Annotated in this window: 12 protein-coding genes; 10 read left to right on the top strand and 2 right to left on the bottom strand. The window is 61.7% G+C overall.

The window, feature by feature from the left end; translation table 11 throughout:
• Window positions 1-154: 154 nt before the first annotated feature.
• The 3 genes from BSP75_RS03340 (at window position 155) to BSP75_RS03350 (ending at window position 3,428) form a co-directional block, all read left to right on the top strand.
• Window positions 155-907 carry a transporter substrate-binding domain-containing protein gene (locus BSP75_RS03340; RefSeq protein ID WP_075112216.1) on the top strand — a complete coding sequence of 251 codons (753 nt, stop codon included), beginning with the start codon at window positions 155-157 and terminating at the stop codon, window positions 905-907.
• A 377-nt stretch (window positions 908-1,284) separates the two neighbouring features.
• Window positions 1,285-2,628, top strand: a complete 1,344-nt coding sequence (locus tag BSP75_RS03345; RefSeq protein ID WP_042062536.1) for an anaerobic C4-dicarboxylate transporter — start codon at window positions 1,285-1,287, stop codon at window positions 2,626-2,628.
• 143 nt (window positions 2,629-2,771) lie between these two features.
• The gene (locus BSP75_RS03350; protein WP_075112217.1) at window positions 2,772-3,428 is read left to right on the top strand and encodes a hypothetical protein; all 657 of its coding nucleotides are present in this window, start codon (window positions 2,772-2,774) and stop codon (window positions 3,426-3,428) included.
• 138 nt (window positions 3,429-3,566) lie between these two features.
• Here the strand turns inward: BSP75_RS03350 and BSP75_RS03355 are convergent, their stop codons facing one another.
• Together BSP75_RS03355 and dcuC are read right to left on the bottom strand one after the other, a co-directional pair.
• Complete coding sequence (locus BSP75_RS03355) at window positions 3,567-4,706, bottom strand: M20 family metallopeptidase (RefSeq protein WP_075112218.1); 1,140 nt, start codon at window positions 4,704-4,706, stop codon at window positions 3,567-3,569.
• 134 nt (window positions 4,707-4,840) lie between these two features.
• Window positions 4,841-6,217, bottom strand: coding sequence for a C4-dicarboxylate transporter DcuC (gene dcuC / locus BSP75_RS03360; RefSeq protein WP_075112219.1), 1,377 nt, complete (start codon window positions 6,215-6,217; stop codon window positions 4,841-4,843).
• Window positions 6,218-6,502: 285 nt separating this feature from the next.
• Between dcuC and BSP75_RS03365 the strand changes: the two genes are divergently transcribed.
• The 7 genes from BSP75_RS03365 (at window position 6,503) to BSP75_RS03390 (ending at window position 12,595) form a co-directional block, all read left to right on the top strand.
• A complete protein-coding gene (locus BSP75_RS03365) occupies window positions 6,503-6,817 on the top strand; it encodes a hypothetical protein (protein ID WP_075112220.1) in 315 nt (104 codons plus the stop codon).
• Between the two features lie 316 nt (window positions 6,818-7,133).
• Window positions 7,134-7,484: an ArsC family reductase gene (locus BSP75_RS03370; protein ID WP_005344356.1), complete on the top strand. Its 351-nt coding sequence runs from the start codon at window positions 7,134-7,136 to the stop codon at window positions 7,482-7,484.
• Between the two features lie 9 nt (window positions 7,485-7,493).
• On the top strand, window positions 7,494-8,621 hold the full coding sequence (gene dapE / locus BSP75_RS03375) for a succinyl-diaminopimelate desuccinylase (RefSeq protein ID WP_075112221.1): 1,128 nt from the start codon (window positions 7,494-7,496) through the stop codon (window positions 8,619-8,621).
• Window positions 8,618-9,307 carry a M15 family metallopeptidase gene (locus BSP75_RS03380; protein WP_075112222.1) on the top strand — a complete coding sequence of 230 codons (690 nt, stop codon included), beginning with the start codon at window positions 8,618-8,620 and terminating at the stop codon, window positions 9,305-9,307. The genes dapE and BSP75_RS03380 overlap by 4 nt, the downstream gene beginning before the upstream one ends.
• Entirely contained in the window at window positions 9,304-9,450 is a 147-nt protein-coding gene (locus BSP75_RS21440) for a hypothetical protein (RefSeq protein WP_005337933.1), read from the top strand. Before BSP75_RS03380 ends, BSP75_RS21440 begins: the two co-directional genes overlap by 4 nt.
• Before the next feature lie 270 nt (window positions 9,451-9,720).
• Window positions 9,721-11,448 carry a potassium/proton antiporter gene (locus BSP75_RS03385; RefSeq protein ID WP_075112223.1) on the top strand — a complete coding sequence of 576 codons (1,728 nt, stop codon included), beginning with the start codon at window positions 9,721-9,723 and terminating at the stop codon, window positions 11,446-11,448.
• A gap of 43 nt (window positions 11,449-11,491) precedes the next feature.
• Complete coding sequence (locus BSP75_RS03390; RefSeq protein WP_075112224.1) at window positions 11,492-12,595, top strand: beta-N-acetylglucosaminidase domain-containing protein; 1,104 nt, start codon at window positions 11,492-11,494, stop codon at window positions 12,593-12,595.
• Window positions 12,596-12,627: the final 32 nt, after the last annotated feature.

Consider the following 12,627-nt stretch of genomic DNA (forward strand, 5'->3'; position numbering starts at 1 on the left):
ATCCGAAACCAATCAACAGGTTTCGGATTTTTACACATCAGCAGGATCGGTCAATGGATCCTTAACTGATCGGCATTAACCTGTGGGTCGGCTTTTTTATTGTCACCGTTATGGGTGATACTCAGAACCAATCGGCACAAGGAACTGGTCGCCCATGGGATATCGCCTGCTGCTCTCGCTATTGCTGTTCTGCATGCCTGTTTCACTGTGGGCCAAGCCCGTTCGTCTGGCCACGCTGGAGTGGCCCCCCTACACCAGCCAGAGCCTGCCCGATGGTGGCCTCACCGGTCACATCGTCAAGCGTGCCTTTGCCGAGGCGGGACTGGAAGTGGAGTTCGACTTTTACCCCTGGCAACGAGCGGTGCGGCTGGCCGCCGATCCGACCCAGCCCTACAGCGGCTATTTTCCCGAGTACCTCTCCGACACCCTGCCCACCCTGTGGCGCAGCTCCCCCAGCGTGGGCGACAGTGTGCTGGGCATGGCGCAGCGGGCCGGGGCGCCTATCCTCTGGCAGCAGCTCGAGGATCTCGCCCCCTACCGGATCGGCGTGGTGGAGGGGTACGTCAATACCCGAGAGTTCGATACCCTGATGGTGAACAAGCGCCTTAATACGTTTGCCGTCGATGAAGATCTGCTCAATCTGCGCAAACTGCAGCGCAACCGGCTCGATCTGGCTGTCATCGACCGGGATGTCTTTCACTGGCTGATCAATCACGACCGCCAGCTGCAAGTGGCCGGGTTGCAGTTTCACCCGCGGATCCTCGAGCACAAGAGCCTGCACATCATGTTTCACCCCGACCAGCAGGCACTGCAACAACGGGTGGCTCAGGCCATTGCAAGACTCGATATTGTGCAGCTGAGCGAGGATTATCAGCGCCGCTATCTGCAGCCACCACCCGCCCCCTGACAGTCAGACTCGTAGAACCCCCAACTTGGCGGGAAATATCATCCGAACCCGCGCTTTTAGCACCTATTCTCCGGTGATCCAGACCTTTTCTGACGCCTCCCTTGCAGCCTTATTTGCCGTCATGACGCCCTCTGTGGCGACCTGACGGGTGAGTCCAGAGTGATACCATACCCTTGAAGAAGTGATGCTTTTATCAGCACGTGGTTTTTAAGTGGTTTAATCTAAAATTCATCGAGTTATTGAAGTAACTCAATTTTTTCACTTTTGCAGGGGAGCAGAATAGCAACTAACCCTTTTGGGCTAAATAAAACAGACAACGACAATTCATGGTTCAGGCTACCCGCGGCAATATGGGTTGAATCACACGAGGTAACGGAATGATCTTGATGGAATTTTTAGTGGTACTCGGCTGCTTGCTGCTGGGTACCCGCTTTGGGGGCATGGGACTCGGTCTCATCAGTGGTATCGGTCTCTTCCTGCTGACCTTCGTCTTCGGCCTGGTGCCGGGCGAACCGCCGGTGCAGGTGATGCTGACCATTCTGGCGGTGATCGGCTGTGCCGCCACCCTGCAGACTGCCGGTGGCCTCAACCTGATGATGCAAGTGGCCGAGCGTCTGCTGCGCCGTCACCCGCAATACATCACTATCCTGGCGCCGCTGACGACCTGGACCCTCACCTTCCTGTGCGGTACCGGCCACGTGGTCTACACCATGTTCCCCATCATCGCTGACATCGCGCTGCAGAAGAACATCCGCCCCGAGCGCCCGATGGCCGTCGCCTCCGTTGCCTCCCAGATGGCGATCTGTGCCTCCCCGGTCTCCGTTGCCGTGGTCTCCATGGTCTCCATTCTGGCTGCCGGTCACGGCATCGGTCAGGCTTACGGCCTGCTCGACATCCTGATGGTCGCCATCCCCTCCTCCCTGACCGGTGTGGTCATGGCAGCCCTGTGGAGCCTGCGTCGCGGCAAGGATCTGGACAAGGACGAAGAGTTCCAGGCCAAGATCAAGGATCCGGAGCAACGCGCCTTCATCTACGGCGGCGGTGAAACCCTGCTCAACACCAAGTTCCCGAAAGAGGCCTACTGGTCTACCTGGATCTTCTTCGCCGCCATCGCCGCCGTGGTATTGCTCGGTGCCAACGAAGGTCTGCGTCCGGTGTTCACCATCAAGGACAAGACCGGCCCGCTCTCCATGAACCTGGTGATCCAGATGATGATGCTGATCGCCGGTGCCATCATCCTGATGCGCTGCAAGGTCAAGCCGGGTGATATCTCCAACGGTGCCGTCTTCAAGGCCGGCATGGTCGCCATCTTCTCCGTGTTCGGGGTTGCATGGATGAGTGAGACCTTCTTCCAGGCTCACATGCCGCTGCTCAAAGAGACCCTGGCCCACGTAGTACAGGCCCAGCCCTGGACCTATGCCCTGGTGCTGTTCCTCATCTCCAAGCTGGTGAACAGCCAGGCCGCCGCCCTGACCGCCATCGCCCCCATGGGTCTGGCACTGGGCGTTGAGCCGAAACTGCTGATCGCCTTCCTGCCGGCCAGCTACGGCTACTTCGTGCTGCCGACCTACCCGAGCGATCTGGCCTGTATCGGTTTCGACCGCTCCGGCACCACCCGCATCGGCAAGTTCATCATCAACCACAGCTTCATCATTCCGGGGCTGATCGGGGTGAGCAGCGCCAGTGCCGTGGGTTACCTGCTGACCACCATTTTGCTGTAATCGCAGCGGCGTTTATCACGTCACCGCTCAACGGGCCCCATCGCGGGCCCGTTGCTTTTTTGCGTTCCGATTGACCCATCCGCTTTACCTGCGCCCCCGCCGCTGGGTAGCATGTCCCCCTCGTTCACCACCGGAATCCCCCCATGTCTCGCGTCATCCTGCTCTGGAGCGGTGGCAAAGATGCCATGCTGGCGCTCTGTCATGCCCGCGCTGCGGGCCATCAGGTGGTGGCACTGGCCACCTTTGCCCCGCCTGCGCCCCGCTTTCTCGCCCACCCATTACCGCTGGTACGTCGTCAGGCGGCGGCCCTCGGGCTGCCCCATCTGCTGGTCACCATAGAAGCGCCGTTCGAGCAGAGCTATGAGACGGCGCTAAGCCGCTTGCAGCAGGAGTGGGTTCTGGATGGGGTGGTGACCGGCGATATCGACAGCGTGGGAGGCGCGCCAAACTGGATCCGCGAACGCTGCCGCCCGCTCGGGCTCACCGTCCATACCCCGCTCTGGCAGCAATCTCGCCAAGCCTTGCTGGCGGATATGCTGGCACGCGGCATTGTCGCCCACCTCTCCTGCGTCGATACCCGGGTGCTGGCCCCCGAGTGGGCCGGACGTATTCTGGATGCCACCACCCTCAGCGAGCTGCAGCAACTGGCCGAGCGCGAGGGCTTCGATGCCTGCGGCGAGCAAGGGGAATATCACACCATGGTGACCGACGGCCCGGGCTTTGCCGCCCCGCTGCGCCTCGATGACTGGCGGGTGGCGCGGCAGGATCATCTGGCCTATCTGGCCGAGCCGCAGGGGTAACGGCGCCAAACTATCTGGCCCGCTCACTCAACGCGCGAAAAATCGGGATAAAAAAACGGGAGGCAACAGCCTCCCGTTTGGATTTGATCGGGCCAGTTTTAAGCGGACTATGACGACCCGGACAAGGGATAAACCGGCTTATTTCGCCAGCTTGCCCAGCACCCGCTGCAGCAGGCGGATGCGCGGCTCGATGCTGTCGAGCAGCAAGAATTCGGCCTCCGAGTGGAAACCGCCGCCCATGGGGCCGAAACCATCCAGCGACGGTACGCCAGCGGCGGCGGTGAAGTTGGCATCGGAGCCACCACCGGCCTCCAGCCAGTTGAAGGTTATCCCTTCATCCGCCGCCGCGGCCTCTACCAATGCCATCACTGCTTCGGTGTCACCATTGGGGCGCATCGCTGGCTTGAAGGTCTGGCGATCCACCTCGACCCGACAGCCCACGAGGAAGGGATTGTTGGCCATAAAGGTGAGTCGGTCGTGCACCGCTGCCGCCTCTTCGTTGCTCCAGAAGCGCAAATCCACGATCGCTTCGGCAAAGTCCGGCACCACATTGACGCCGGTACCGCCCTGTACCACGCCCACGTTCATGGTGGTGCCCGTGGTCATGTTGACCTGCTCGTTGATGGCCAGCACCCAATGAGCGAGCTCTGTGATGGCAGAGACCCCTTCGGTCAGCGCCGAACCGGCGTGGGACGCCTTGCCGTGGAAGGTGATGCGGTACTTGGCATTGCCCTTGCGGGCGCTGATGAGATCGCCGTTGGGACGAGCCGCTTCGGCCACCAGCACGCAGCCGCTCTGTTTGGCTCGCTCGACCAGCCAATTCTTCGACCAGGGGGAGCCAATCTCTTCGTCGCAGTTGTAGCAGACCAGCACCTTGAGCCTGGCCAGCTGGGCCGGATCCATCTCTTTAAGGGCATACCAGATAGAGAGCAGGCCGCTCTTCATGTCCGACACGCCGGGGCCAAAGGCTTGATTGCCTTCGATTTTCAGCGGGCGCTTGGCCGCCGTCCCCTCGGGGAAGACGGTATCCATGTGGCCGCACAGCATCACGTCGTAGTGCTCGGCACCCGGCGCATTGGTGATCTCGAGGCAGGGGCCGCACTCGGCGGCGAACTGGTGACGGGTCACCTGCCAGCCGATGGCCTCATATTTCTCGGTCATGATATCGGCCACCCGAGCCACCCCGGCCGGGGTGCGGGTGCCGCAATCGAGATTGATCAGCGGGGCCAAGTCGGCCAGATAGCTCTCGAGGGAAAACGGGCTCTTTACAACTGTCATTATCTTCTCCATGCAACAATCAGCGTTGATGGCCAATCGTCAATTGCAACAATGCGACACAGTGAGAAAAAGGCGGGCAGCCATGCCACCCGCCCGACCGCTAAATTCCAAACACCACTACATAACCCATATCACTACATAAACAGCAGATAGTTGAGGGTCAACGCCGTCACCAGCGCCCCCGCCATCGGCACGCTGGTGCGCTTGACCACGGTAAAGGGCGATACCTTGGCGATGCCCGCACAGGCGATCAGCACCGCCGCGATGGGGGAGACGGTGCGGCCGATACTGGAGGCGAGCTGCATCGGCAGCAACATGGTCACCGCAGGCACGCCAAACTTGGCCGCCACCGCCGGTGCCAGGGTCGAGAAGCTGAGGAACGCCGCGTTGCCGGAGCCCATGATGACCGCCGCTACCATGATCAGCGCCACCATCACCAGCGTCATCAGACCGCTGCCGATACCGGCATTGCTGGCCGAGTGCAGCAGGGTATCGATAGCGCCGATAGCCTTGAGGGATTCGGCAAACAGCTCGGCACAGACGATCAGCGCCACCACCGGGCCAAACACCTTGCCCATGCCGTCGAGGAAGCTGGAGAGCCCGGCGAAGGCAGTACGCACCGAGCGGCTACGCAGCAGCTCGCACAGCATTCCGATAAAGACCGAGAGCAGCATGGCCACCTCCACGCTCATCTTGATGTCGCTCACCAGCAGCTTGGAGAAGGTCATCATCAGCACGAAGGGGATGACGGGCAGCAGGGCATACCAGGTGGGCGCTTGCACGCTCTCGGCGCCCTGTTCGTCCAGCTCGGCGTGATCGCCGCGATGCAGGGCCGGATCCCAGCCATCCTGGCGATCGCAGTGACGCTGCCAGAAGAAGTGCAGCACCATGGTCACCAGCAACATGGGGGCCACCAGCCAGATCTGGTAGTCGACAAAATAGCTGGTCGGATCCATGCCGGATTGACCGGCGGAGAAGATGGCGTTGGTCTGGGTCGGGCCAATTTCAAACGCCTGGGAAGTGGCGATGACGCCACAAGCGGAGGCCGGGCTGATGCCGAGGTTGCGCATCACCGGATACATAGTGACCATCAACAGCAGGCCGAGACCGGTGGCGGAGGTGACGAACAGGGAGACAAATACCGCCACCAGATAACAGATGGAGAGCATCAGGTAGCTGGACTGAATGCCCGCCACCGGTTTGACCGCCACCCGCACCAGCGCCTGAGAGGCCCCGATATGGGACATGTAGGTGGCAAAGCCCGCGACCGCCATGATGGTGAGGCCGAGCCCCGCCGCGCGGTAGGAGAAGATCCCCTTGAACACTTCGAACAGGTCGAACAGGGCGAAGCCGGTGCTCTTGTCAGCGGGGAGAATGGGGTGCAGCCCCAGCCAGTAGGCCACCGCAAAAATGGCCATGCCCGCCAGCGCCAGCACCGCCTGCGGGTTGTAATCCTTGATAATGCCGTAGACCACGGCGACCAGTACGAGCAAGACGAATAGCAGTTCCAATATTCACTCCTGATAAATTTATCGAAGAGCGAAATCTAGTGTTCTGACCACGGTTTGCCTTTGATCCCTATCAAGAAAGGTGCCGTCATCGGGATTCATCAGCATAATATGTCGGTCATGTAACAAATTTTCGTTATTTCAACTGCTAGAAAACCTTTGTCCGCCCTTATCGGGGAATTGTGTGACGCGACTCCCCTCTTTTTTGCGTTGGATCAACATATGACGGCGCCGAACTGGCGAAGATGCGCTTCGACATATAGCGACCATTTCGCGCCGGAGAGAGTTATGACAAGCCAAGCCACCGCAGGTGCCTCGACCTGCGACTACAAGCTGTGGGACATCCTCGTCGAGTCTGCAAAGGAACGCACTACCATTCGTTACTCCAAACTGGCCAAGCAGGCCGGGCTGGAGCAGTGCCAGGATGAACTGCGCACCCTGCTGCAACGCATCCGCATGTACTGCACCGAAAACAACCTGCCGATCCTCTCCGCCATCGTGGTGGACGACGTGGGCAAATACACTGGCCTCTCTTCCAGCCTGCCTGATGCCCCCTGGGAACGGGCCCGGGTCTTTGAGCATGAGTGGACCACCCTGCACTGATTGACGTGCTTGAAGATGCCGACCAAAACGCGCCCGCTGGCGCGTTTTGGCTATCTGGCGTTTACCCCCATCTCTTTTTTCCGCAATAACCGCTTTTTTCCTGCAATAACCGCGCCATCGGGCACTCCCGCTACAGTGTCCTGACCTTGATCTCAAAAGCGCCGTTCAGGTGCGACCAGTCACGAGAATCCCCTCACTCCAGACCATCAGCGTTGCCATGAGATCGCCACAATGCCAGAATCAGGCCCTTGCACTGTATTGATTCGGATTTTCGGGACGCGGCCCACGGCCAGCGCCCACAAGAGAAGGACTCCCCATGGCCATCACCCTCTATGGCATCAAGAACTGCGACACCATCAAGAAAGCCCGCAAGTGGCTGGATGAGGCCGGTATCGACTACCGCTTTCACGACCACCGCGCCGACGGCCTGAACCCGGACGATCTGGACAGCTGGCTGGCACAACTCGGCTGGGAAGCCCTGCTCAACAGTCGCGGCACCACCTTCCGCGCCCTGCCGGATGAGGCCAAACAGGGGCTCGACACCGCCAAGGCACGTGCCCTGCTGCTGGAGCACCCGGCCATGATCAAGCGCCCGCTGCTGGATCGTGACGGCGAACTGACCCTGGGCTTCAAGGCTGATCACTACCAATCCCTCTTCTCCCGTTAAGGACAACTGATGTCGGATGTCATCGCACTGGCCAAGGATCTGATCCGCCGCCCCTCCGTTACCCCCCTCGATGAAGGGTGCCAGACCCTGATGGCGGAGCGCCTCGCAAAGCTCGGGTTCGTTATCGAGCCCATGGTGTTTGAGGACACCACCAACCTCTGGGCCCGCCGTGGCAGCGAGGGGCCGCTGTTCTGCTTCGCCGGACACACCGACGTGGTACCCGCCGGGCCGTTGGACAAATGGCACACCCCGCCGTTCGAGCCGACCATCAAGGATGGCGTGCTCTATGGCCGTGGCTCCGCCGACATGAAGGGCTCGCTGGCGTCCATGGTGGTGGCGGTCGAGCGCTTCGTGGCCGAGCATCCGGATCACTCAGGGTCCATCGCCTTTCTTATCACCTCCGATGAAGAGGGGCCCTTTATCAATGGCACCACCCGGGTGATCGACACCCTGGAGGCCCGCAACGAGAAGATCCGCTGGTGCATCGTCGGCGAGCCCTCCTCTACCGCCGTGGTGGGCGATGTGGTGAAGAACGGCCGACGCGGCTCCATCACCGGCGATCTGCTGGTGCGCGGGGTGCAGGGGCATGTGGCCTATCCCCATCTGGCGGACAACCCCATTCACAACGCCGCGCCAGCGTTGGCGGAGCTCGCTGCCACCGTGTGGGATGATGGCAACGCCTACTTCCCCCCCACCAGCTTCCAGATCGCCAACATCTCGGCCGGTACCGGCGCCTCCAACGTCATTCCAGGCGAGTTGCAGGTGCAGTTCAACTTCCGCTTCAGCACCGAGCTGACCGACATGGATATCCGCGAGCGGGTCGAAGCGTTGCTGGATAAACATGGCCTTGATTATCAGCTGAGCTGGACCCTCTCCGGCCAGCCCTTCCTCACGGATACCGGCGCGCTGCTCGATGCGGCTGTGGCGGCCATCGAGGCAGTGAACGGTCAGCGACCGGCCCTGCTCACCACTGGCGGCACCTCCGACGGGCGCTTTATCGCCCCCACCGGCGCCGAGGTGATTGAGCTTGGCCCCGTCAACGCCACCATTCACAAGGTGAACGAGTGCGTGAAGGCAGATGATCTGGATCTGCTGGCGGACATGTACCAAGGGGTGCTCGAGAGATTGCTGGCATGACACAGGAACAACTGCTGGGGCTCGACGAGAGCCACCTTATTGTGGTGGGGCGCGGCCCCCATCGTCTGACTGCCGCCACTGCGGCGGCCTTCAACGATATGCAGGTGGCGGCCGCCTATGAGGGGTTCAACCTGCAGGCGGCCTCCAGCTGGCGCAGCTTCGAGCGCCAGCTCGCCATCTGGAATGGCAAGTGGCGCGGCGAGCGGCCACTGCTCGATGCCAGCAGCCAGCCCATCGATGCCCTGCAACTGAGCGAGACTGAGCGGCTGCACGCCATCCTGCGCTGGAGTGCCCTGCCGGGCACCAGTCGCCACCACTGGGGGACCGATCTCGACATCTACGACCCGGACTGCCTGCCTGCCGATACCAAACTGGCGCTGGAGCCCTGGGAGTATGAAGCCGGGGGTTGGTTTGCAGATCTCAGCGAGTGGCTCAGCGACCATATGAGCGACTTCGGCTTCTTCCTTCCTTATGCCAAACCGGTCGGGGCACAGAGCGGGGTCGCCTACGAGCCCTGGCATATCAGCTTCTCGCTGGAGTCCGACGAGCTGCGGCTCGATCCCGAGGCACTGGCGCTTTGCCTGCAACAGGCGGATATTGAAGGCAAGTCGACCATATTGGCCAACCTCGATGACATTTTGGCCCGTTATGTCACCACCTGTCCTGACGAAAGGAAAATCCCATGAATCTCTGGCTGTGGATCGGGTTGCCGCTGCTGTTCCTGCTCGGGCTGTTTCTCAATGCCATCAAAGACATGAAACGGCTGGAGAAGCAGTTGCCCAACTACAAGGACAAGATCCGCGAAGTGAAGGATGACGAGGACGACTGAATCCCGCCCCATCCCGTGGGGAGCGCCCTTGTGCTCCCCTGCTCCACTCCTGCCCGACCTCACTGGCCCCCCATTACACCCCGTCTTCTCACCCTGAGAACAACGCTCCTTTAGCTCCGCTTTCGTTCACCTTGTCGCGACCATCATATGGCGCGGGCATGAGGTGAAAAATGTAAAAAAATGCAAATTGATGCACAATCAAGCCACACAAGGGGGGCCTAACTGCATATAATGTGCCTACTTTGCACATTACCAGGAAGGAGTTCGCCCTTGGATGCCGCTACCATCAACAGTTTCTTTTTTGTCGCTGCCCTGTTGGTGGGAGCCAGCGTACTGTTGAGCGCCCTCTCTTCCCGCCTCGGTATTCCCATTCTGGTTATCTTCCTCGCCGTCGGCATGCTGGCCGGTGAGGATGGCCCCGGTGGCATTCACTTCGCCGACTACTCCATCGCCTATCTGGTGGGCAACCTGGCGCTCGCCATCATCCTGCTCGACGGCGGCATGCGCACCCGGGTCTCCTCGTTTCGGGTCGCGCTCTGGCCTGCCCTGTCGCTCGCCACGGTCGGGGTGGCCATCACCACCGGCCTGACGGGTCTGGCCGCCGCCTGGCTGTTTGACCTCAGTCTGATGCAGGGAATGCTGATCGGCGCCATCGTCGGCTCCACCGATGCGGCGGCGGTCTTCTCCCTGCTCGGCGGGCGTAGCCTCAACGAGCGGGTGAGCGCCACGCTGGAGATAGAGTCAGGCAGCAACGATCCCATGGCGGTGTTTCTCACCGTCACCCTGATTGAGGTGCTCGCCACCGCCCAGCAGGGGCTGGATGCGGGCTTCCTGCTGCTGCAACTGGTCAAGCAGTTTGGCCTTGGCGCCGGGATCGGCCTCGGCGGCGGCTGGCTGCTGTGGCGCCTCATCAATAGCGCTCGTCTGGCGCCGGGGCTCTATCCGCTGCTCACCGTCAGCGGCGGCCTGCTGATCTTCGCCCTCACCACGGCGGTCGGTGGCAGCGGCATTCTCGCCATCTATCTGACCGGTCTGTTGCTCGGTAACCTCTCCCTGCGCAGTCGCAGCACCACCTTGTCGGTGCTGGACGGTCTGACCTGGCTGAGCCAGATCGGCATGTTTCTGGTGCTGGGGCTGCTCGCCTCGCCCCACAAGCTGCTGCCCATCGCCCTGCCCGCACTGGCGCTGGCAGCCTGGATGATCCTGTTTGCTCGCCCGGTGTCGGTCTGGATCGGGCTGTTGCCGTTCAAGAACTTCGCCCCGCGCGAACGCTGGTTTATCTCCTGGGTTGGCCTGCGCGGCGCGGTGCCGATCATTCTGGCGGTGTTCCCCATGATGGCGGGGCTGCCCAACGCCCAGCTCTACTTCAACGTCGCCTTCTTCGTGGTGCTGGTCTCGCTGATTTTGCAAGGCAGCTCGCTGCCGCTGGCCTCAAAACTGGCGCGGGTGGAAGTCCCAGCGCCGCCGTCGCCTATCAACCGCTCCGGGCTCGAGATCGATCTCGACAGCCAGTGGGAGACCTTCGTCTACCAACTGGGGGAGGAGAAATGGTGCATCGGCTCACCGCTGCGGGATCTGCAGATGCCCGCCGGCACCCGGATCTGCGCCCTGTTTCGCGGCCGCGAGCTGCTCCACCCCTCGGGCAGTACCTGCCTGCAGGCCGATGACATCCTCTGCGTGATCGGTCACGAGCGTGACCTCCCCGCCCTCGGCCAGCTGTTCAGTCAAGCGCCGGAGCAGGATCTCGGCCCCCGCTTCTTCGGCGACTTCCTGCTGGAGGCGGCGGCGCGGCTGGTGGATCTCGCCCCTCTCTACGGGCTGGATGTGAGCGAGGTGGCGGATCAGACACTGGGCGATTTTATTGCCAGCCAGTTGGGCGATAATCTGGTGGTCGGTGACAACATCGAATGGCAGGGCCTGATCTGGACCGTGGCCGAAATGGACGAGAGCGTACCGAGCAAGATCGGGGTGCGCTTTCAGGAAGAGGACCCGGTCTGACCGACCGTCCCGTATCAAGTCCCCAGCAAGAAGGGAGAGAATTATGCCATATCAAAGTTTGCTGTCCGGCCCCCTGCCCCCCGCTGCCAATCTGGGGGTGATTGAAGGCTTTTTTGGCAAGGGATGGAGCTGGCAGGCCCGCGCCCGCTACGCCCAGTGGCTGCCGCGCCACGGTTACGGCTTCTATATCTACGCCCCGAAAGAAGATGGTTATCTGCGCAAGCACTGGGCCCTCCCCTGGCCCGAGCAGCAGCTGGCGGATCTCGCCGAGCTGGCGCGCCAGTGCCGCGCCAGCGGGCTCGCCTTCGGGGTGGGCTTAAGCCCCATGGGGGCTCACCACGACTACGATCGCAAGCGCCCGGCGCTGCTTGAAAAAGTGCGCCTGATCGACGAGATGCTCCAGCCAGACATTCTGGCGGTGCTGTTTGACGATATGAAGGGGGATACCCCGGACCTGGCCCGTCACCAGCTCACCATCGCCCACGATATCGCGGCTCACAGCAAGGCGACCCGCCTCATCTTCTGCCCCAGCTACTACTCGACCGATCCGGTACTGGAGAAGGTGTTCGGCGCTATGCCTCCCCGCTATCTGGAAGAACTTGGCGAGCAGCTCGACCGCCGTTTCGAAATCTTCTGGACCGGCCCCAAGGTCTGCTCGACCGAGTATCCGGCGGTACACCTCAAGCAGGTGACCGAACTGCTCGGCCGCAAGCCCTTTTTGTGGGACAACTACCCGGTCAACGATGGCAGCAAGGCGAGCAGCTACCTCCATCTGCGCGCCTTCGAGAACCGCCCCGCCGAGCTGGCGGAGTTGGTCGCGGGCCACGCGGTCAACCCGATGAAGCAGGCGGCGCTGTCGGCCCTGCCGCTCGCCACCCTGCCGATGAGCTACCGGCTCGGCAAGCAGTACGATCCCGACAAGGCGTTGCACGCCGCCCTCAACGCCACCTGCGGCCCACAGATCTCGGCGATGATCGAGGCCGACCTGCCGCTGTTTCAGGATCTGGGGCTGGCGCAGCTCACCCCCGAGCAGATTGCCGCCCTCAAGGCGCGCTACCTGCCGTTTCGGGATCAAGCCTGCGTCGACGAAATCGTGCGCTGGCTCGACGGGGAGTATGTGTTCGACCCCGACTGCCTGACCGACTAAACCGCCCCTGCGGGGGGTAGAAAGGAGGTTGT

Source organism: Aeromonas sp. YN13HZO-058 (assembly GCF_001921245.1).
GTDB classification, from domain to species: Bacteria; Pseudomonadota; Gammaproteobacteria; order Enterobacterales; family Aeromonadaceae; genus Aeromonas; species Aeromonas allosaccharophila.

What these genes read in the sequence shown, in the direction of transcription:
- BSP75_RS03390 (WP_075112224.1), top strand. Translation starts at nt 11,492, where the DNA reads ATGCCATATCAAAGTTTGCTGTCCGGCCCCCTGCCCCCCGCTGCCAAT.
- BSP75_RS03355 (WP_075112218.1), bottom strand. Translation starts at nt 4,706, where the DNA reads ATGACAGTTGTAAAGAGCCCGTTTTCCCTCGAGAGCTATCTGGCCGAC.
- BSP75_RS03340 (WP_075112216.1), top strand. Translation starts at nt 155, where the DNA reads ATGGGATATCGCCTGCTGCTCTCGCTATTGCTGTTCTGCATGCCTGTT.
- BSP75_RS03345 (WP_042062536.1), top strand. Translation starts at nt 1,285, where the DNA reads ATGATCTTGATGGAATTTTTAGTGGTACTCGGCTGCTTGCTGCTGGGT.
- BSP75_RS03370 (WP_005344356.1), top strand. Translation starts at nt 7,134, where the DNA reads ATGGCCATCACCCTCTATGGCATCAAGAACTGCGACACCATCAAGAAA.
- BSP75_RS21440 (WP_005337933.1), top strand. Translation starts at nt 9,304, where the DNA reads ATGAATCTCTGGCTGTGGATCGGGTTGCCGCTGCTGTTCCTGCTCGGG.
- BSP75_RS03365 (WP_075112220.1), top strand. Translation starts at nt 6,503, where the DNA reads ATGACAAGCCAAGCCACCGCAGGTGCCTCGACCTGCGACTACAAGCTG.
- BSP75_RS03350 (WP_075112217.1), top strand. Translation starts at nt 2,772, where the DNA reads ATGTCTCGCGTCATCCTGCTCTGGAGCGGTGGCAAAGATGCCATGCTG.
- BSP75_RS03380 (WP_075112222.1), top strand. Translation starts at nt 8,618, where the DNA reads ATGACACAGGAACAACTGCTGGGGCTCGACGAGAGCCACCTTATTGTG.
- dapE (WP_075112221.1), top strand. Translation starts at nt 7,494, where the DNA reads ATGTCGGATGTCATCGCACTGGCCAAGGATCTGATCCGCCGCCCCTCC.